This is a genomic window from Microbacterium capsulatum (genome assembly GCF_030865425.1).
GTDB lineage: Bacteria > Actinomycetota > Actinomycetes > Actinomycetales > Microbacteriaceae > Microbacterium > Microbacterium capsulatum.
Genome location: NZ_JAVFCB010000010.1, coordinates 74,827 through 94,088 on the forward strand (window position 1 = coordinate 74,827; position 19,262 = coordinate 94,088).

Annotated in this window: 17 protein-coding genes; 7 read left to right on the forward strand and 10 right to left on the reverse strand. The window is 73.5% G+C overall.

Going from position 1 to position 19,262, the window contains the following annotated elements; genetic code table 11:
• Window positions 1-26 precede the first annotated feature (26 nt).
• Window positions 27-233, forward strand: coding sequence for a DUF3499 family protein (locus RBR11_RS15900; RefSeq protein WP_308490352.1), 207 nt, complete (start codon window positions 27-29; stop codon window positions 231-233).
• 45 nt (window positions 234-278) lie between these two features.
• Here the strand turns inward: RBR11_RS15900 and RBR11_RS15905 are convergent, their stop codons facing one another.
• Window positions 279-1,115 (reverse strand): RDD family protein, encoded by an 837-nt coding sequence (locus tag RBR11_RS15905; protein WP_308490353.1) that lies wholly within the window; start codon window positions 1,113-1,115, stop codon window positions 279-281.
• Window positions 1,116-1,131: 16 nt separating this feature from the next.
• Here RBR11_RS15905 and RBR11_RS15910 point away from each other — a divergent pair, with 16 nt between their 5' ends.
• Window positions 1,132-2,124, forward strand: coding sequence for a stage II sporulation protein M (locus RBR11_RS15910; RefSeq protein ID WP_308490354.1), 993 nt, complete (start codon window positions 1,132-1,134; stop codon window positions 2,122-2,124).
• A 158-nt stretch (window positions 2,125-2,282) separates the two neighbouring features.
• Here RBR11_RS15910 and RBR11_RS15915 read toward each other — a convergent pair whose 3' ends face one another.
• The 8 genes from RBR11_RS15915 to RBR11_RS15950 form a co-directional block, all read right to left on the reverse strand.
• Window positions 2,283-3,056 (reverse strand): aquaporin, encoded by a 774-nt coding sequence (locus RBR11_RS15915; RefSeq protein ID WP_308490355.1) that lies wholly within the window; start codon window positions 3,054-3,056, stop codon window positions 2,283-2,285.
• A 166-nt stretch (window positions 3,057-3,222) separates the two neighbouring features.
• On the reverse strand, window positions 3,223-5,451 hold the full coding sequence (gene katG / locus RBR11_RS15920) for a catalase/peroxidase HPI (protein WP_308490356.1): 2,229 nt from the start codon (window positions 5,449-5,451) through the stop codon (window positions 3,223-3,225).
• Window positions 5,444-5,905, reverse strand: coding sequence for a Fur family transcriptional regulator (locus tag RBR11_RS15925; protein ID WP_308490357.1), 462 nt, complete (start codon window positions 5,903-5,905; stop codon window positions 5,444-5,446). Before RBR11_RS15925 ends, katG begins: the two co-directional genes overlap by 8 nt.
• A 254-nt stretch (window positions 5,906-6,159) precedes the next feature.
• The gene (locus RBR11_RS15930; protein ID WP_308490358.1) at window positions 6,160-7,470 is read right to left on the reverse strand and encodes a DUF58 domain-containing protein; all 1,311 of its coding nucleotides are present in this window, start codon (window positions 7,468-7,470) and stop codon (window positions 6,160-6,162) included.
• A gap of 11 nt (window positions 7,471-7,481) precedes the next feature.
• On the reverse strand, window positions 7,482-8,405 hold the full coding sequence (locus tag RBR11_RS15935) for an AAA family ATPase (RefSeq protein WP_308490404.1): 924 nt from the start codon (window positions 8,403-8,405) through the stop codon (window positions 7,482-7,484).
• A gap of 116 nt (window positions 8,406-8,521) precedes the next feature.
• Window positions 8,522-9,751, reverse strand: coding sequence for a DUF4350 domain-containing protein (locus RBR11_RS15940; RefSeq protein ID WP_308490359.1), 1,230 nt, complete (start codon window positions 9,749-9,751; stop codon window positions 8,522-8,524).
• The gene (locus RBR11_RS15945) at window positions 9,748-10,428 is read right to left on the reverse strand and encodes a DUF4129 domain-containing protein (protein ID WP_308490360.1); all 681 of its coding nucleotides are present in this window, start codon (window positions 10,426-10,428) and stop codon (window positions 9,748-9,750) included. The genes RBR11_RS15940 and RBR11_RS15945 overlap by 4 nt, the downstream gene beginning before the upstream one ends.
• Window positions 10,425-11,843 carry a DUF7847 domain-containing protein gene (locus tag RBR11_RS15950; protein ID WP_308490361.1) on the reverse strand — a complete coding sequence of 473 codons (1,419 nt, stop codon included), beginning with the start codon at window positions 11,841-11,843 and terminating at the stop codon, window positions 10,425-10,427. Before RBR11_RS15950 ends, RBR11_RS15945 begins: the two co-directional genes overlap by 4 nt.
• 180 nt (window positions 11,844-12,023) lie before the next feature.
• Between RBR11_RS15950 and mtrA the strand changes: the two genes are divergently transcribed.
• The 5 genes from mtrA to hpf all read left to right on the forward strand — a co-directional run bounded on the left by mtrA (window position 12,024) and on the right by hpf (window position 17,705).
• Window positions 12,024-12,704, forward strand: coding sequence for an MtrAB system response regulator MtrA (gene mtrA / locus RBR11_RS15955; protein ID WP_308490362.1), 681 nt, complete (start codon window positions 12,024-12,026; stop codon window positions 12,702-12,704).
• A gap of 26 nt (window positions 12,705-12,730) precedes the next feature.
• Complete coding sequence (mtrB, locus tag RBR11_RS15960) at window positions 12,731-14,419, forward strand: MtrAB system histidine kinase MtrB (RefSeq protein ID WP_308490363.1); 1,689 nt, start codon at window positions 12,731-12,733, stop codon at window positions 14,417-14,419.
• Window positions 14,416-16,125 carry an LpqB family beta-propeller domain-containing protein gene (locus RBR11_RS15965; protein ID WP_308490364.1) on the forward strand — a complete coding sequence of 570 codons (1,710 nt, stop codon included), beginning with the start codon at window positions 14,416-14,418 and terminating at the stop codon, window positions 16,123-16,125. Before mtrB ends, RBR11_RS15965 begins: the two co-directional genes overlap by 4 nt.
• A gap of 107 nt (window positions 16,126-16,232) precedes the next feature.
• A complete protein-coding gene (locus RBR11_RS15970) occupies window positions 16,233-16,952 on the forward strand; it encodes a ComF family protein (protein WP_308490365.1) in 720 nt (239 codons plus the stop codon).
• A gap of 99 nt (window positions 16,953-17,051) precedes the next feature.
• Entirely contained in the window at window positions 17,052-17,705 is a 654-nt protein-coding gene (hpf, locus tag RBR11_RS15975) for a ribosome hibernation-promoting factor, HPF/YfiA family (protein WP_308490366.1), read from the forward strand.
• A gap of 168 nt (window positions 17,706-17,873) precedes the next feature.
• On the opposite strand, the gene RBR11_RS15980 is transcribed toward hpf, so the two are convergent.
• Window positions 17,874-19,184 (reverse strand): coiled-coil domain-containing protein, encoded by a 1,311-nt coding sequence (locus RBR11_RS15980; RefSeq protein WP_308490367.1) that lies wholly within the window; start codon window positions 19,182-19,184, stop codon window positions 17,874-17,876.
• Between the last annotated feature and the right edge of the window lie 78 nt (window positions 19,185-19,262).

Here is a 19,262-nt window from a genome sequence, read left to right on the forward strand (position 1 = left end):
CGGCGCACGGTCGTACGCTGATCCCGATGTACGGACGACTCTGCTCGAAGGTGGGCTGCGCACGCGAGGCCGTGGCGACCCTCACCTACGACTACGGGGACCAGATGGCGGCCCTGGGCCCGCTGGGCGCCGAGAACGATCCGCACGCGCACGACCTGTGCGCCATCCATGCCGACCGGCTGTCGGTGCCCGCGGGCTGGATCGTCGTCCGGCACGAGACGCTGCGCGCCTGAGCGTTTCCGCGGCCCGGTCTCCGGCCCGTCCGGATCAGGATCCGGTCAGACCTGCACCCGTACGCCGCTGAGCCGCTCCACGCGCTCGTCGGCGAGGGCGAGGCTGCGCCGCTCCCGGTCGCGGCGGAGCACGGTGGCGGCGATGAGCACGACCTCGGCCGGCGCGGCGGGGACCGGCGAGATGTACGCCGCCGCCTCGGCGAGCAGCTCCTGCGCGACGCGGGCGCGGGAGGCGGGGAGCATCTGCGGCGCGCTGCCCAGGAACTGCGAGATGCGCCGGGCGAGGCGATCCGGCATCCGTGCGACGTCGGCGATCGCGGCCCAGGACTCCAGACCCGGCGGCAGAACCGGTGTCCGGAACGGCAGCGGGGGCGTGCGCACCCGCTGGCTGTAGGTCCCGGCGACGAGGTCTCCCAGGCGCTGCGAGCGCCCGCTGAAGGCCGCCACCAGGAAGGCCACCGCGCCGAGGGTCCCGTAGATCTCCAGCACGCCGAGCATCGCCCGGATGAACGCGTGCCGGAAGCCCGCTGCGCCTCCGTCGGCGCGGACGATCCGCCCGCCGACGGCGAGCCTGCCGAGGCTGCGGCCGTGGGTGAGGGTCTCCACCGTGCAGGGCACCACGACGAACGCGGTGACGAGGGCCAGCACGTTCAGGATCCGATCCAGCGCGGGGTCGCCGGTGGCCTGCATCATCCAGTACCGCACGGCGAGATAGCCGAAGAAGAGCGTCATCGACAGCGCGACGTCGATGGCCGCTCCGAGGGTGCGCAGGAACAGGCCCACCGGCTGCACCTCGATCGCGACGGCCTCGCCGGAGAGCAGCACCTCGTCGCCGGGCGCCTCGACGGCGGGCACGGCGTCCGGGGGCGGCGGCACGGACATGGGTACAGTAAACCAGGTGGACGCCGATGCTCTCGCCGATGCCAGGAACCGCGAATGGTCGCGCCTGGACGAGCTCAGCCGGCAGCGCCTGGACGGCGCCGGCGTCGACGAGCTGATCACCCGCTACCGGGCCGCGTCGGCCGACCTGGCCGACCTCACCACGTCGATCGGCAGCTCCCCGCAGAGCGCCTACGTCTCCACGATCCTCGCCCGGGCACGCCTGCGTCTGACCGGCACGGACGAGAACGTGCTGCGCCAGACCGGGCGGTTCTTCGCCCGGCAGCTGCCCGCCGCCCTGTACCGGCTGCGCTGGACGACGCTCGCCATCGCTCTGGGCAGCCTCGCGGTGATCGCGGTCGTCGCCGCCTGGATCTCCTCGGATCCTGCGGTCGTCGCCTCCCTCGGATCCAAGGCGGATCTCGCGTACTACGCCAATCACGCGTTCACCGACTACTACACCGAGAACCCCGCCGCAGAGTTCGCCGGCATGGTCTGGACCAACAACGCCTGGATCGCCGCCCAGTGCGTGCTGTTCGGCGTCACCGGCATCTGGCCGATCATGATGCTCGTGCAGAACGCGGTGGGGATCGGGATCGCCGTCGGGGTCATGTTCGCGATGGGGCGCGGCGACGTCGTCGTTCTGCACCTGCTGCCGCACGGCATGCTCGAGCTCACCTGCGTCTTCGTGGCGGCGGCCGCCGGGCTGCACATCTTCTGGGCCTGGCTGGTGCCGGGGGAGCGCGGACGAGGGGCCGCCCTCGCCGCGGCCGGGCGGTCGCTGGGGGCGGTCGCGCTCGGGCTCGTGTTCGCGCTCGCCCTCTCCGGTGCCGTGGAGGGGTTCGTCACCGGCTGGGGGCTGCCCTGGCCGGTGAAGATCGGGATCGGCGCGCTCGCCCTCGGGGTCTTCCTCGCATACATGCTCGTGCTCGGCCGGCGCGCCCAGCGCCACGGCGAGACCGGGGATCTCACCGAGTTCGAGGCGGGGACGCCGACGCTCGTCGTGGGCTGAACCGGATTCGGCCAGGCGCGGGGCCCGGCCGGGCCGGTTGACCGCGAGACCGAACCCGCGTCGCGAGACCGCGCCTGATTCCCGCTGTCTCGCGACGGAGTTTCGGTCTCGCGGGCAGAAGGTCTCGCGGGCAGCGGGGGCGCGGGGGCCCGGGGCGATTAGGCGCGGGCCGGGGCGTCGAACAGTGCGCGGTAGGTGAAGCCGGCGATCAGGGCGCCGAGGATCGGGAAGACGACGAACACCCAGAGCTGGGTGAGCGGGCCGACGCCGCCGTAGATCGCGGTCGCCAGCGATCGGGCCGGGTTCAGCGACGCGTTGTCGACCGGCAGGGTCGCCAGCACGCCCAGGGTCAGGGTGAGCCCGATCGCGACGCCCGCGAACGGCGTGCCGCGCTCGGGATGTGTGACGCCGAGGATCACGAGCAGGAACAGCGCCGTGAAGACCACCTCCGCGACGATCGCCGCCCACATCCCGAAGCCGCCGGGGGAGAGCGTGCCCCAGCCGTTGCTCGCGAAGCCCGCGTCCTGCGCCCGGGCGAGCCAGCCGTCCGGGCCGAACGTGCCGATCAGGGTGAGCACGGTCGACGCGACCACGCCGCCGACCGCCTGCGCGACGACGTACGGCAGGGCGTCCCGCCACGGGATCCGGCCCGCGGCCGCGGCGCCCAGCGTCACGGCGGGGTTGAAGTGCCCGCCGGAGACCGGGCCGAAGGCGTAGAAGCCGACCAGCACGGCGATGCCGACCGCGAGCGCCACCGCGACGGAGATCGCCGACTGCGCGCCCGGGTCGGTGAAGTGCGCAGAGGAGAACAGCGCCGTGCCGATCGCGCCGGCGACGAGGAGGAACGTGCCGAGGGCCTCGGCGACGAGGCGGGAGGGCAGGGCCGCCGTCGGCGCGACCGACGGTGCCGAGGGGGTTCCGGTGGAGGACATCTCGCTCCTTGCTGCGCCGTGCGGACCGGCACGGCTCCGTGAGCGAGACTAGCCGCGTCGGCGGCCCGGGAGGACGCGGCGGGCCGTGATCGCGCCGATCCGACGGGAACGGCCCGCCCCCGGACGGGGACGGGCCGCTCTGCCCTCCGGCAGTCTCAGGACCGGGTCAGCGCACGTCGAAGCGGTCGAGCTCGGCGACCTTGACCCACGCGGCCACGAAGTCGTCCACGAACTTCGCGCTCGCGTCGTCGCTCGCGTACACCTCGGCGAGGGCCCGCAGCTCCGAGTTCGAGCCGAACACGAGGTCGGCGCGAGTGCCGATCCAGGTCCGCTCTCCGGTCACGTCGTCGATGGCCTGGAACGCGTGCGATCCCGGATCCAGCGGCTTCCACGTCGTGTTCAGGTCGAGCACGTTGACGAAGAAGTCGTTCGTGAGCGCGCCCGGGGTCCGGGTGAACACGCCGTACGGCGAGGCGTCCCAGTTCGCGCCGAGCACACGCAGACCGCCGACGAGCACGGTCATCTCCGGCGCCGACAGCGTGAGCAGGTTCGCGCGGTCGACGAGCAGGTGCTCGGCGGGGATCGCGCGGGCCACGTCGCTGACGTAGTTGCGGAAGCCGTCCGCCTGCGGGTTCAGGTACTGGAACGACTCGATGTCGGTCTGCTCCTGCGTCGCGTCCGTGCGGCCCGGGGTGAACGGGATCTCCACGACCCGGCCCGCGGCGGCCGCCGCCTGCGTCACGCCGACGTTTCCGGCGAGGACGACGAGGTCGGCGAAGGACACCTGTGCGCCGCCGGCGGCGTTGAACTCCGCCTGCACGGCCTCGAGGGCCTCGATCACGCGGCCCAGCTCGGCGGGCCGGTTCACCTCCCAGCTGCGCTGCGGCTCGAGGCGGATCCGTCCGCCGTTCGCGCCGCCGCGCTTGTCGCTGCCGCGGAAGGAGGCCGCAGCGGCCCAGGCGGTCGAGACGAGGTCGGAGACGCTGAGCCCGGTCGCGGCGATCCGCTCCTCGAGCGCGGCGACGTCGGCCGCGTCGATGAGCGCGCCGGTCTGCGCGGGCACCGGGTCCTGCCAGAGGAGGTCCTCGGCGGGCACCTCGGGGCCGAGGTAGCGGGACTTCGGGCCGAGGTCGCGGTGCGTCAGCTTGAACCAGGCGCGGCTGTACGCGTCGGTGAAGGCGGCCTGGTCGTCGCGGAACCGCAGCGCGATCTCGCGGTAGACCGGGTCCTCGCGCAGCGCCAGGTCGGTCGTCAGCATGCGCGGCTCGCGACGGCCCTCGCCCTGCGCCTCGGGGACCATGTCGTTTCCGGCGCCGTTCTTCGGCTTCCAGTGCTTGCCGCCGCCGGGGCCGGTGGTCAGCTCCCAGTCGTAGGCGAACAGGATGTGGAAGAACTCGTTGTCCCAGCGGGTGGGGTGGTAGGTCCAGGTGACCTCGAGGCCGGATCCGATCGTGTCGTTGCCATGCCCGGCGCCATGGCTGTTCTTCCAGCCCAGGCCCATCTGCTCCATCGGCGCGCCCTCGGGCGACTCGCCCACGTTGCCGGCCTCGGGGGCGGCTCCGTGCGTCTTGCCGAAGGTGTGGCCGCCGGCGATGAGCGCGAGGGTCTCCTCGTCGTCCATAGCCATGCGCGCGAAGGTCTCGCGGATGTCCTTCGCCGCGAGCAGCGGGTCGGGGTTGCCCTCCGGGCCCTCCGGGTTGACGTAGATGAGGCCCATCATGGTCGCCGCGAGCGGCTTCTCCAGGGAGCGCTCGCCGGCGTCGTCGGTGCTGATCCGGTCGGTGCTGTCGAGCCAGATCTTCTCCGAGCCCCAGTACACGTCGTCGTCCGGCTCCCACACGTCCGGGCGGCCGCCGGCGAAGCCGAACGTGGGCATGCCCATCTGCTCGTGCGCGACGTTGCCGGCGAGGATCATCAGGTCGCCCCAGCTCAGCGCCTTGCCGTAGGTCTTCTTGACCGGCCAGAGCAGGCGGCGGGCCTTGTCCAGGCCGACGTTGTCGGGCCAGCTGTTCAGCGGGGCGAAGCGCTGCTGGCCGGTGCCGCCGCCGCCGCGGCCGTCGAAGACGCGGTAGGTGCCGGCGGAGTGCCAGGCCATCCGGATCATCAGCGGGCCGTAGTTGCCGAAGTCAGCGGGCCACCACGGCTGCGACTCGGTGAGCAGGGCGGCGATGTCCTTCTTCACGGCGTCGAGGTCGAGGGCTTCGAACGCGGCGCGGTAGTCGAAGTCCTCGCCGTGCGGGTCGCCGACGGCCGGGTTCTTCGCGAGCTGGCGGAGGTTCAGCCGCTCCGGCCACCAGTCGGTGTTGCCGGTGCGGGAGGGACGTGCGAAGGCGGAGGCGTGGCCGTCCGGGGCCGCGCCCGCGTGGTCGATCGGGCAGGTGAGTTGGTCAGTCATTGCTGATCCTTTCCTGTTCTTTCGTGGGGATCCGGGGCGCGTCGGCCGGTGCGCTGTCGCACTCGCGGCAGATCGCGCGGTAGGTGACGGACGCCTCGAGCAGACGCATGCCGTGATCCTCGGCGGGGTGCAGGCACGGTGCGGCGCCGACCGTGCACGACACGACCTCCAGCCGCCCGCAGCGCACGCACTGCATGTGGTGGTGGTTGTCGTCGGGTTCGACCTCGAACAGCGCCCGGTCCGCATCGGGCAGGCTCACCCGGCGGATGATGCCGGCCGAGGCGAGGTCGCCGAGGATCGCGTGCACGGTGGGCAGCGCGATGCCGCCGCCGCTGACGGCGGTGTGGATCCGATCGGCCGAGGTGTGCGGCGCGAGGGCGAGCGCCTGCAGCACCGCGATGCGCTGAACCGTGACGCGCAGCCCCGCGCCGCGGAGGATCGCTGAGGTGTCCATTCGGCCACCGTAGCTTGTTCTGAATGATTCAGGAAAACGGAGGCGGCGTGTTTCCGGATCCGGTTCGGAAATCGCCGGGACCGCACGGCGTGTCGCGGGCTTCTCTCGCGTCCTCGCCCCCTCACAGCGTCGTCGCCCCCTCGCAGGCACGTCGTTCACAGGGGGCGCCGACGCTCAGAGGGGGCGCCGACGTTCAGAGGACGTTCAGAGGGTACGCCCGCACGCGGTGCGACGGGGTTCGAGCCGCGGCCGGGTCAGAGGCGCCCGGCGGCCTTGAGCTCCAGGTACCGGTCGGCGATCCGCGGCGGAAGGTCGTCGGGGTCCGCGGTCAGCGGCTCGCCGCCCGCCCGCCGGATGGCGTCGGCGACGAGCGCGGCGTCGTGCAGGGTCCGCTCGGCTGCGGCGGCGAGGTAGACGTCCTCGCGGGATCCGCGCGCGCGGGCGAGCTCCTCGATCGAGGCGTCGGTGGCGGAGCCGACGAGGATCGTCGTCGCACGGGAGGTGCGCGGGAACGCGCCGAGGAACGAGCGGGCGCTCTCCACGGCATCCTGCGCGGTCAGCACGACGATGAGCGACGGACGGGTGGTCACCGTGCGGATCGCGGCGAACGCGGCGCCCCAGTCGGTGTCGACGAGGCGGGCGTGCACGGGCGCCATCGCGTCCGACAGCGCCGGCAGCAGCCCCGGGCCGTCCACGCCGCTGACCCGGCCGCGCACCGCACGGTCGACCAGCAGCAGGTGCACGTGGTCGCCGGCGCGCTGGGCGAGGGCGGCGAGCAGCAGCGCGGACTCGTACGCCGCGTCCAGCCGGGTGCCGTCGCCCACGCGCGCCGCGGCGGTGCGGCCCGTGTCGATCAGGATCACGACCTGCCGGTCGCGCTCGGGGCGCCAGGTGCGCAGCATCGTCGTGCCGGCGCGGGCGGTCGCGCGCCAGTCGATCGAGCGCACGTCGTCGCCGCGCACGTATTCGCGCAGCGAGTCGAACTCGGTGCCCTGCCCGCGTACCTGCACACTCGTGTTGCCGTCCAGCTCGCGCAGGCGCGCGAGGCGGGAGGGCAGATGCCGGCGCGACGTGAACGGCGGCAGGATCCGGATCGCGCCGCGCACCCGATGCCGTCCCTGCCGGCCTGCCAGTCCCAGCGGGCCGGTCGAGCGGATCGCGACGAACTCGCTGACGAGCTCACCCCGCCGGCGGGGGAGCAGCCCGATCGCGATCCGGCGCCGCTCCCCGGCGGGGAGGTCCAGCCTCGCCCGGCTGCGCTCCGCGGCGCCCGCGGTGGGCTGCCAGCCGTCGCGCAGCAGGCCGCGCAGGCGCCGCGCGCCGAGGTTCTGCACGATCACGGTCGCGGTGACCGCCTCGTGCTGCCGGCCGCGGCTCGGCACGTCCCGGGAGATCCGCAGACCGCCCACCGATGCGGCCGCGAGCACGTCGACGGCCACGAGCACGGCGCACAGCACGAGCCAGCCCGCGAGGGACAGCCACGGCGGGACCCGCGCCGCATCGAGCAGCACGAGCGGGACGACGCCGAACGCGGCGACGATCACGAGACGACCGGTGAGGAACACGATGGTGACGCCTAGATCGGCACCCGGGTTTGCTGCACCACGGAGGTGAGCACGGCATCGGCCGACACGCCCTCCATCTCCGCGTCGGGGCGCAGCTGCAGGCGATGCCGCCAGACCGGGATGAGCATGGTCTGCACGTGGTCGGGGGTGACCGCGGTCGATCCGTTCAGCCAGGCCCACGCCTTCGCGGCGGCGAGCAGAGCGGTGGACGCGCGAGGGCTCGCGCCGAGCTGCACCGAGGGCGACTGCCGGGTGGCTCTGGCGAGGTCGACGACGTAGCCGAGCACGTCGTCGGTCACCTCCACCCGGCCCGCGGCCTCCTGTGCGGCGAGGATCTCCTCCCCGGAGACCACCGGGCGCAGGTCCGTGAGCTCTCGCGGGGAGAAGCCGTCGGCGTGCCGGCGCAGCACCGAGACCTCGGCGTCGCGCTCGGGGATCCCGACCACGAGCTTCATCAGGAAGCGGTCCAGCTGCGCCTCGGGGAGCGAGTAGGTGCCTTCGTGCTCGATCGGGTTCTGCGTCGCGGCGACGAGGAACGGATCCGGCAGCGTCAGGCTCGCGCCGTCCGACGACACCTGCCGTTCCTCCATCGCCTCGAGCAGGGCCGCCTGGGTCTTCGGCGGGGTGCGGTTGATCTCGTCCGCGAGCAGGATGTGAGTGAACACGGGCCCGCGGCGGAACTCGAACTCACCCGAGCGGGCGTCGTAGACGAGGGATCCGGTGACGTCGCCCGGCATCAGGTCGGGGGTGAACTGCACGCGCTTCGTGTCCAGGCCCAGCGCGCGCGAGAACGAGCGCACCACGAGCGTCTTCGCCACACCGGGCACGCCCTCGAGGAGCACGTGCCCACGGGCGAGCAGGGCGACGAGCAGTCCGGTGACCGTGCCGGCCTGGCCGACCACGGCCTTGTCCACCTCCGCGCGCACCCGCTGCATCGCCTGGCGGAGCGCGGTGTCGTCGGCGACCCCGGCGGCGGGCGCGACGGAGGAGGAGACGGACGGGGCGAACAGGTGGCCCTGCGGGACCCCCTGCGCTGTGGAGGGCTGGTCGGTCACGGCGTGTTCCTTTCGATGCGGACCGCGTGCTCGACGGCGGTCTCGAGGTCGGAGAGGCTTCGGGCGAACGGGACGAGCTCGGCGTCCGTGGCGGGCAGCGGGCCGGTCAGCAGCGCCCGGCAGCCGGCGCGGTCGGCGCGGATCCGGTCGGCCGCGGCGTCGGCGACGGCTCCGGGGTCGGCACGAGCGGCCAGCCCCAGCCGGAGCGCGAGCCGGGCGGTGGTCCCCGCGCGCAAGGCGTCCGCGGCGTGCGCGGAGTCCGCCGCCCTCGCGGTGAGCCGGGCGCGGCCGTGCATGGTCTCCGAGGCGCGCACGGTGACCGGCAGGGTCTCGGCGACGAGCGGGCCGAAGCGCCGCCCTCGCCAGACCGCGGCGAGCAGGGCGACGATCATCAGCAGCGCGATCGCCGGGGTCACCCACCCCGGCGTGAGGTCGGCGAGACGCTTCGGCGCGTCGGCGTCGGTGCGGTCGGTGTCGTCGTACGACGGCACGTACCAGACCACGTGCGGCTGCGCGCCGAGCAGGGCGAGCCCGAGGGCGGCGTTGCCGTTCTCGGCGAGGTGCTCGTTCGTGAACAGGTCGGTGCCGTCGACGATCGCGCGTCGCGCGCCGTGATCCGAGATCAGCACGGCCCCGTCTCCCGTGCCGGCGCCGAAGCAGGCCGTCACCGCAGGGCCGGGGGCGAAGAGCTGCCCGGGCCGGATCGTGCCGACGTGGGCGAACGCCGGGACATCGCAGTCGGCCTCCGCGCGGGAGGGGGAGACGTCGGATCCGTAGCGGCCGAGCTCGAGGATCCGGAGCATGCGCGCGCTCGCGCTGAGGAGCACCACGTCGTGCGCGTCGCGGACGAGGGCGGAGGCCGCGGCGTCGCTGAGCGTGTAGGGGTCGCTCATCACGAGGGTGGTGCGGTCGTCGAGTGCGCGCTCCGCATCGGCGCGGCTGCGCACGACGTCCACCGTGACGCCCTGCCCGCGGAGGATCTCGGCGAGCGCCTTCGTGCCACCGGGGCCGGCGAGCTCCGGGTCGTAGCTGTCGCGCCGCTGCGCCGCCGGCACGGTCAGCAGCAGCCCCGCGCCGGCGACGACGAGCACGAGGACGACGACGAGCGCCCAGCCGGCCAGACGGCGCAGCCGCCGCGGATCGCGGATCAGCGTGTCGGACCCCGGGGCGGTGCGTCCGGGCGCCGGATCGGTGCCGGCGGGGGAAGGGGCGGTGGCGGACGTCATGCCGGCGCCCCCTGACGCTGCTCCGCCGGATCCGCTGCAGGACGCTGGTCGCGGAGCCGCTCGTCCGTGTCGGCGACGGTGCGGTAGAGATCGGCGTCGCCCGGGTGTCCGAGGTAGCGGACGTCGTCGAACGCGACGGCGGCGGCGTGCAGGGCCTCCGCCTCGGCGGGGAACGGCGCCGCGGCCTCGCGGGCGATCGTCTGCGCGGTGGCGCCCGGGGCGGGGGCGATCAGGTCGCGCTCCATCAGGGCCCGTGCGATGGCCCGGTAGCGCAGCACGATCGCGCCGGCCCAGTCCTCCTCGCGGGCGGCGCGTGCGGCCTCGACGCGCAGCTGCGCGGCGGTGCGGTCGTCGACGGCGCCGAGGAGCACGGACGCGGCGGACCGGGCCCGGGAGCGCCGCGGCCGTCCCCAGATCACCAGCACCGCGAGCAGCACCGCGGCCAGCACGATCGCGATCACGATCGCCGCCCACGGCCCGAGATCCACCGCGTGCTGCGGCGTGAAGAGGTTCCGCAGGAAGTCGACGATCGCCCGCGCCCACTCGTCGATCAGGGTCGGCTCGGCCGCCCGGTACTCGGCCTTGGCGAGCTCCTGCTCCGCGAGCCTGCGCGCGGAGTCCCCGTCGGGGATCAGGGGGATCGCCGAGAGCCGGACGAGCGTCGACGCGAGGGTCATCGGGCGGAGGAGGATCCGGGTGCCGCCCACGGGTCGTCGTCCTGCGGCCGCACCCCCGGGCTCTGCGGAGCCGGCGGGAGGGGTGCCGGCGCGGGGGGCGCCGATGACGCGGTCGCCCGCGGCGCAGGCGGGGGCGGCGGCGGGGCGGCCGGCATCGCCGGCGCGGGCCGAGGCGGAACGGGCGTGTAGTACCCCTGCGGCTGCGGCGCCGGGAAGGACGAGGGAGGTGTGTACCCCTGCGGCGGCTGAGGGCCCGCCGGCGCCGGATGACCGGCCGGGGCGGTGTATCCGGGCGGGTACGGGTAGGGGACCGGCGCGGGCGCCGGGCGGAAGCCGGGGCCGACCGCCCGGGCGGGATCCACCCGGAACGGATCCGATCCGTCGTCCCGGCCGGCGGCGCGGCGCTCGACCGTCGCCATCAGATCCTGATCCAGCCCCTCGTACCGCATCCGGCAGTCGACATAGACGAGCACGCCCGCCGTCGACTGGACGACCGCGCTGATGGCCTGCAGCACGACGACCACGAGCTCGGTGATCGCGAAGGAGACGATCGTGCCCGCCGTGTACGCACTGAGGGTCTGGCCGGTCGGGTCCAGCACGGGGCCGAACAGCGAGGTGACCAGGCCGCCGATCAGGCCGATGGCCTGTGCAGCGAGCCACGTGGCCACCACGATGACGACCATGATCCCGAAGGCGAACCACCACCGGCGGCGGGTCAGTCGCCAGGAGCGCGCGATCGCCGTGCGGATGCCCGTGCCCTCGAGCACGAGGATCGACGGCACCAGCATCAGCTTGATGCCGATCCAGATCGCGAGCCCGATCACGATGAACAGCCCGGGGATCATGGCGAGCACCGCGAAGCCGACGCCGGCGCTGCGGAATCCGGTCGGCGCGGCGATCGCGCCGAACGCGACGGCGACCACGAGCAGCACCGCGAGCACGCCGGCGGCGCCGTACAGCAGGGTGTAGCCGATGAGCCGCCAGGCGGCGGGCTTCACTCGCGCCCAGAGCCGGGGCAGCACCGCGGACTCGCGCAGCACCGCCGCACGCACGTCGGCCGCGACGATGCCCTGCACGATCGCGCTGAACGCGACGGAGAGGAGGCCGAGCAGCAGTCCGGTCAGTCCGACGATCGCTGCGGAGCCGACCATCAGCGTGACGTACTCGTCGCTCGCGGGCGACACGGTCTGCAGCCGGGAGAACGCGGCGAACGCGACGGCGCCGATGACGACCGCCGTGACGACCATCACGACCAACTGCACGACGACCGCGAAGCCGAACAGCACCTTGGGATTGTGCCGCAGCGCGGCGAACGCCTTGCCCAGGATCGTGCCGAACCCGAGCGGGCGCAGCGGGATCAGGCCGGGCTTCGGCGCGGGCGTCCACCCCTGATCGGGCAGCCTCTGTTCGGTCACGGGTCCTCCGGTTCGCGGTCCTGGCTCCATCGTGGCACAGGCCGCCGACGCGCAGGCGGAGCCCTCCGCGGCGTGCGCAGGGGCCGCCTCCGCGAATATGGCAGACGGGTGAAGTAACCTGGACGGACGTGGGGGCGCCCGGACGCGCCCGCACGCATCGACGAAAGACGACTGGGCACAATGACCTCACGCATCCTCGTGGTCGACGACGACACGGCGCTCGCCGAGATGATCGGCATCGTGCTGCGCACGGAAGGCTTCGAGCCGGTGTTCTGCGCGGACGGCGCCAAGGCCGTCGACGAGTGGCGCACCCAGCGGCCCGATCTGGTGCTGCTGGACCTCATGCTGCCGGGCATGGACGGCATCGAGATCTGCACGCGGATCCGCGCCGAGTCCGGCGTGCCGATCATCATGCTCACCGCGCGCACCGACACCGCCGACGTCGTCCGCGGGCTCGAGGTCGGCGCCGACGACTACATCGTCAAGCCGTTCAACCCGAAGGAGCTGGTCGCGCGGATCCGCACCCGGCTGCGTCCCACGCCGCAGTCCACCACCGAGGTGCACCGGATCGGCGACCTCACGATCGACGTCGACGCGCACGAGGTGCGCCGCGGCGGCGAGCCGATCGCGCTGACGCCCCTCGAGTTCCAGCTGCTCGTCGCCCTCGCCACCAAGCCGCAGCAGGTCTTCTCCCGGGAGATGCTGCTCGAGCAGGTGTGGGGCTACCACTACAAGGCGGACACGCGCCTGGTGAACGTGCACGTGCAGCGACTGCGCGCCAAGGTCGAGGTCGATCCGGACAGCCCGCGGATCGTCACGACGGTGCGCGGCGTCGGATACCGGGCCGGAGGCGTGGCCTGACCCTGATGCGGGCCGCGGGCGGGTCGATGTCGCAGAGCGCGATCGTGCGCGGCGCTCGCCGTGGCGCCCGCCGCCTGGCACTGCTGTGGCGCCGTTCGCTGCGGTTCCGCACCCTCGTCGTCACCCTCGCCTTCACGTCCGTCGCGGTCCTCGTCACGTGTGTGGCGATGGCCCTCGCCGTGCAGAACAACCTCTGGGAGGCGCGCAAGGATCAGGCCCTGCACGACGCGCAGCGCGCGGTCAACTCCGTGCAGGCGGCCGTCTACGCCGCCGACACCCAGGGCAACCGCACGGCGCTCACGGGCCTCATCCGCGACGTCCACGACAAGCTCAGCGCGGCGTCCGTCGCGCCGATGTCGGCGGCGTACCCGATCGACAACGGATCGGCGCAGGCGGCCCCGCCCGGGTTCCGCTCCGTCGGCTTCACCGAGGACCTGCTCTCCGCGCAGCTGCGCCAGAGGGTCGTGAAGGACGCCACCAAGCAGTGGTGGCAGCCGGTGGCCCTGCACGACGCCGACGGCTCGACGCACGCCGGCATCGTCGTCGGCCAGCAGCTGCAGGTCCCCGAGGCGGGCGCCTACGAGCTGTACACGGCCTACGACCTGTCCGACACCGAGCAGACCCTCCTCCTGGTGCAGAGCAGCCTGTGGATCGCGGGCACCGTCCTGGTCGCCCTCATCGGCGTCATCGCGTGGCTGTCGCTGCGCTCGGTGGTGCAGCCGATCACCGAGGCGGCCGAGACCAGCGCCCGCCTGGCCGGCGGCGACTTCGACGTGCGCCTGCCGGTGCGCGGCAAGGACGAGCTCGCCACGCTCGGCCGCTCGTTCAACGCGATGGCCGACAGCATCGAGGCGCAGATCAAGGAGCTCGGCGAGCTCTCCCTCGTGCAGCAGCGCTTCGTGTCGGATGTCTCGCACGAGCTGCGCACGCCGCTCACCACGATCCGGCTCGCCGCCGAGATGCTCAACGACCGCCGGGAGGAGTTCGACCCGACCACGGCGCGCACCGCCGAGCTGCTGCAGACGCAGGTGCACCGCTTCGAGACCCTGCTCTCCGATCTGCTGGAGATCAGCCGGTACGACGCCGGATCCGTGCAGCTGGAGACCGAGGTGACGAGCCTCGCGCACCTCGCCGAGGAGCTCGTCGACGACATGCGGCCGCTCGCGGAGGCGCACGACACCGAGCTGCGCTTCGTCGCGCCCGGGGGGCACACGCCGGTGGACCTCGACCCGCGCCGAGTGCGCCGGATCCTGCGCAACCTGGTCGGCAACGCGATCGAGCACGGCGAGGGCCGGCCGATCGTGATCACCGTCGACAGCAACCAGAACGCCGTCGCGGTCGGCGTGCGCGACTTCGGCATGGGCATGTCGGCCGAGGACGCGGAGCGCGTGTTCGACCGGTTCTGGCGGGCGGACCCGTCCCGTCAGCGCACCATCGGCGGCACAGGGCTCGGCCTGTCCATCGCGCTCGGCGACGCACGGCTGCACCGGGGCACGCTCGCGGTGTGGTCGGAGCGGGGGAGCGGGACCAACTTCGTGCTCACCCTGCCGCGCGGGACGGGCCCCCTCGACGGCGCATCGCCGATCCCGCTCGAGGCGGCGGAGCCGATCGCGGAGATCGGGGCGGTCACGGCGCCGATCGCGCAGCTGCGGGAGGCCGCGGCGGCCGAGCGCAGCGCTGCGGCATCGGCGGAGGATCCGGAGGAGGGGTCATGAGACTCGGGCGGATCATCCGGGGCGCGGCGGTCATCGCGGCGGCGCTGAGCCTCGCGGCGTGCGCGTCGCTGCCGATGACCGGGGACGTGCGTCCCGGTCTCGCCGTGGGCCAGAGCGACAGCGGCTCCGACATCGCGTTCGTGGCGCGGGGCCCGTCCGACGGGATGGATCCGGAGCAGATCGTGCGCGGCTTCATCGACGCCGCCTCCAGCCCGGCGGACAGCTGGAGCATCGCCCGGCAGTTCCTCACCCCTGCCGCGGCTCAGACGTGGAAGCCCGATTCCGGGGTCACGATCGACACGGCGCTGACGGACCGCCGCTACGACGTCCCCGACGTGCAGAAGCAGGCGACGACGGCGACGGTGCGGCTCAGCCTGCAGCAGACCGCGAGCGTGGACGAGAACGGCGCCTACGCGAGCAAGGCGGTGAACGGAACCGCCGATCTCGGTTTCTCGCTCGCGAAGAACGCCGACGGGCAGTGGCGGATCTCCGCGGCCCCGGACGGCGTCGTCCTGGACGCGCAGTCCTTCGCGGACGCCGGCGTGTTCGCGCCGTACTCGCTGGAGTACTTCGACCCGACCTGGACCTACCTCGTCCCCGACGTGCGCTGGTTCCCGAAGCGGAAGAACACCGCCAGCCGCATCGTGCAGTCCCTCGTGGGCGGAAAGCCCAGCGCGTGGCTCACGAACGGCGTGCGCACGGCCTTCACCGGGGACATCGCCCTCGCGCACGACGCCATCGCGGTGGACTCGCAGGTCGCCGAGGTCTCGCTCACCGACGCCGCGCTCAGTGCGGACAGCGCGACGATGTCGCGCATGCGCACGCAGCTGGAGCGCAGCCTCATCGGCGTCGGGGTGCTGCAGGTGAAGCTCATGGCGGGCGGCCGCGACCTCAACGCGGGCACCGCGTCCGTCGCCTCGACCGTGGTGGACTCCCGGCCGCTGGTGCTCACCGACAAGGGCTTCGGCTACCTGTCCGGTGGAGGGATCGCCCCGATACCGGGCGTGTCCACCGAGGTGGCCGCGTTCTCCAAGCCGATCACGGCGATCAGCGCGGCCAGCGGAGCCCAGCGCGTGGTGGCGCAGGCCTCGGACGGCATCGTCTACGCGATCGCGGACGGCAAGGTGGATCAGATCGACGGGCGGGCGGGTCTCGCGCCGCCCACGCTGGACCCGTTCGGCTACGTCTGGACGGTGCCGCAGGGCGCGCCCGCGAGCGCTCTCATCGCCTGGTCGACGACGGTCTCGCCGCGGCCGATCGCGGCGCAGCCGGACGGTTCGCAGGTCTCCGGGATCGCGATCAGCCGGGACGGATCGCGCCTCGCGCTGGCGGTGACGGCGAGCGGGCTCGTCCGCGTCGAGGTGGCCGCGGTCAGCCGCGACGACCGCGGGGCACCGACCGGGATCGGTCCGCTCCGCGAGGTCGCCTGGCCGGCCGGTCCGGTGATGGACCTCACCTGGCTGGACGACACCACGCTGGGCGTGCTCACGAGCGACGCCGGCAGGACCGTGCTGCTGGAGCAGTCGGTGGGCGGCCCGCAGAAGTCCGCGGACGCGCCGGACGTGGCCCGCGTCGTCGCACCGTCCTCGCCCGCCTCGAACATCCAGCTGCTCGGCAGCAGCGGCGTCATGTGGGTGCGCAGCGTCACGACCTGGCAGCTGCAGAGTTCGAACGTGAAGGTCCTGGCGACCCAGCTCGGCGGCTGATCCGGATCCGGGATCCTTCGTCCTGCACAGCACGGCATGCCCGGGCGCTGCGCACGGAGTCCGGACGAGCCCGCCCGAGCCGGAACGGTCGCGGTCAGGATCGGGGCATGACGACCGAGCGCCTGCGCCGCCTGATCCGGGAGATCGCCGATCTCGCGTTCGCCTCCGCCTGCGCCGGCTGCGGTGCCGCGGGCACGGCCCTGTGCCCGGCCTGCGAGAGGCGGCTCGCGCCCCGGCCGGTGCGTCCGCCCTCCGAGGCGCTCGTGCTGCGCGCCGGTCTCGCGTTCGACGGCGTGGCGGCCCGGGTGATCCGTGCCATCAAGGAGGACGGCCAGACCTCCTTGGTGCGGAAGCTGGATCCGGCGCTCGCCGCGGCGATCGCCGATCTGCCGGGCGGACCGGGGGACGGCGTCGGGGGTGGGCGGCGCATCGACGTCGTGGTACCGGTGCCGACGTCGCGGGCCGCGTTCCGGCGCCGCGGCTTCCGGGTTCCGGAACTGCTCGCCCGGCGCACCGGGTTCCCGATGGTGCGCGCGCTGCGGCACACCCGCCGGGTGCAGGACCAGCGGGCCCTGACCGTCGAGGAACGGCGGCGCAACACCGCCGGCAGTCTGCGCGCCGTCGTCCGCGGCGAGGGCGCGGTGGCGCTCCTCGTCGACGACGTCATCACGACCGGCGCGACCTGCGCGGAGGCCACGAGGGCGTTGCGCGAGGCCGGCTTCGAGGTCGCCGGAGCGATCGCCGCGGCGGCCACGGAACGGCGCCGCGCGGGGGTCGCGGGCGCACCCTGGCAGGACTCGGAGCGAATGCCTACGACACACAGGTGAATAGTGGATGACAGGGCCGTGTCGCCCGACTACGGTAGGGATTCACAAAGGCGACCACGGTCCGCCCTTGGCCGGGCGGACCGGAACAAGGAGGTCAGGATGGAAACGAACATCGTCGGTGTCGGAGTCGGCATCAGCGATCGATTCCGTGGGGTGGTCGAAGAGAAGACCGCACGGATCGCGACACTCGCGACGAAGGCTCAGCGCCTGGACGTGAAGGTCACCCATCGTTCCTATCGCGGCGGTCATGTGGAGGACGAGACCGTCGAACTCACTCTCGTCGGACGAGGTCCGCTGGTGCGTGCGGAGGCGCGCGACGGTGACAAGTTCGTGGCGCTGGACCTCGCCGTGGACAAGCTCATGGAGCAGGTCCGGCGCGCCAAGGAGCGCCGGATCGACGGACGCCACCATCCGCGCGGTGCGCACCTGGAGAAGAGCACCGGCGAGCTGGCCGGGATCGACGTGCACCCCGTGTCGGTCGACACGCTGCACGCGGTCTCCACCGGCGCGATCCCGACGATCGAGGTCGAGGAGGAGTACTCCCCGGTCGTCATCCGCACCAAGAACTTCGACCCGGAGTGGATGACCGTCGAGGAGGCCGTCGACCGGATGGAGCTCGTCGGCCACGACTTCTTCCTCTTCGTGGACGCCCGCAGCGACCACCCGAGCGTCGTGTACCGGCGCAAGGGCTGGGACTACGGCGTGATCGCGCTGACGACCCAGGCGGCCCCCGTGGAGGTTCTCGTCGGCTGACGCCCCGACTGTTCCAAGAACGCGGCCCGAGGCTCACGCCCGGGCCGCGTTCTCGTGTCTGCACGTCATGGCCGCGCCCGGTCCGGTGGTCAGGTCCGGTCCGACAGGATCCGGTCCCTGAGCCCGTCGAAGGGACGTCACCGTGGGCGATCGAGGTGGCGGGTCGCCTCAGTCGAAGATGTCGCCGAGCAGCCCGCCGATGACGAGGCCGCCGAGCACGCCGGTGACGATGTCGCCGCCGCCGGATCCGCGGCCGCCTCCGCCCCAGCCGTTGCCTCCGCCCCAGCCCTGGTCGGGGCGGGAGGAGTCGATGTCGCGCTGAGCGAGCTGCAGCGCCTCGGCGGCGAGCTGCGCGACGCGGCGGGCGCCGGACATCGCCTGCTCGCGGGTGTCCTCGGCGGGCAGCAGCGAGGGCACATCGACACGCAGGCGCTCCGCCTCGGCGAGGCGGGTCCGCGCGTCGGCGCCGATCCACCCGCGGTGCCCCTCGATGAGGCCGCGGGCCACGCCCAGCTGGCGGTCCGCGTCGTCGAGCGCGTGCTGCACCGCGTCGAGCGTGGGCAGGGGGTGCTCGGCGCGGTAGCGCGCGGCGGCGACCGCGGCGTCCAGCGCCGTGTTCGCGGCGCGCAGCCGGGTGAGCTCGCCGAACGGATCGGAGGGGGTGCCGGCGGGGGTCAGGGAGTCGAGGGCCTGCTGCAGCGCGGTCGCCGCCGCGGCCACGGCCGGGGCGTCCGCCGCGGGCGGGAGCATCGCGAGGTCGCCGCGGGAGTCCGCCACGACCTCGGCGAGCGTGGACTCGGCGCGCAGCGCCTCGATCTCGAAGTCGTCGACGGCGTCGAGCAGAGCGGTCGCCCGCCGGGTGGCCTCGGTCGCGGTCTCCAGGGCGAGCACGGCCTCCTGGTTGCGTCCGGCCTCGCGACGCCGCTGCGACACCTCGGCGCCGTGCGTGGCGAACGCGATGAGCTGGGCGGCCTCGTCCGCGCTCTTCGCGATCCGCTGCATCGCGGCGTCGGAGTAGCGGGTGGCCAGACGGCCGACCGCGTCGCGGGCCTGCGGGATCCGGGCCTCGAGCGCGGCGGCGTCGGCCTGCACCTTGGCCGCCACCTCGGGCGCGTGCCGGACGGCGTTCACGGAGTCGGCGATCGCCGCCGACTTCTCGTCGATGAGCTCCTCGGCCCACTGGCACAGCTGCGCGATGCGGGCGTTGCGGGTGCGCAGCTCCTCGGCCGTGTCCGGGATCTCGTCGTGGTTCAGCTGGTGCAGCTGGAAGGCCTCGCCCATGTGCGCGCGCACGGCATCGAGGGCGGCGCGGAAGTCCGCCGTCATGTCCTCGCCGAGCTCGGCGGTCGCGAACGCGAGCTCGTCGCCCGCGGTTCGGATCCGCTCGTCGGCGGCGACGATCGCCTGCTCGGCGCGGCGAGCGAGATCCTCGTCCTGCGCCTGCTCTTCACGTTTGCGTCTGCCCCAGAAACCGGCCATGCGCCGATCCTATGATCCCGTGCCGTGGACGGGCTGTGCATCGATTGCGCCCTCGGCGATCAGGGCGGTCCGGGGCAG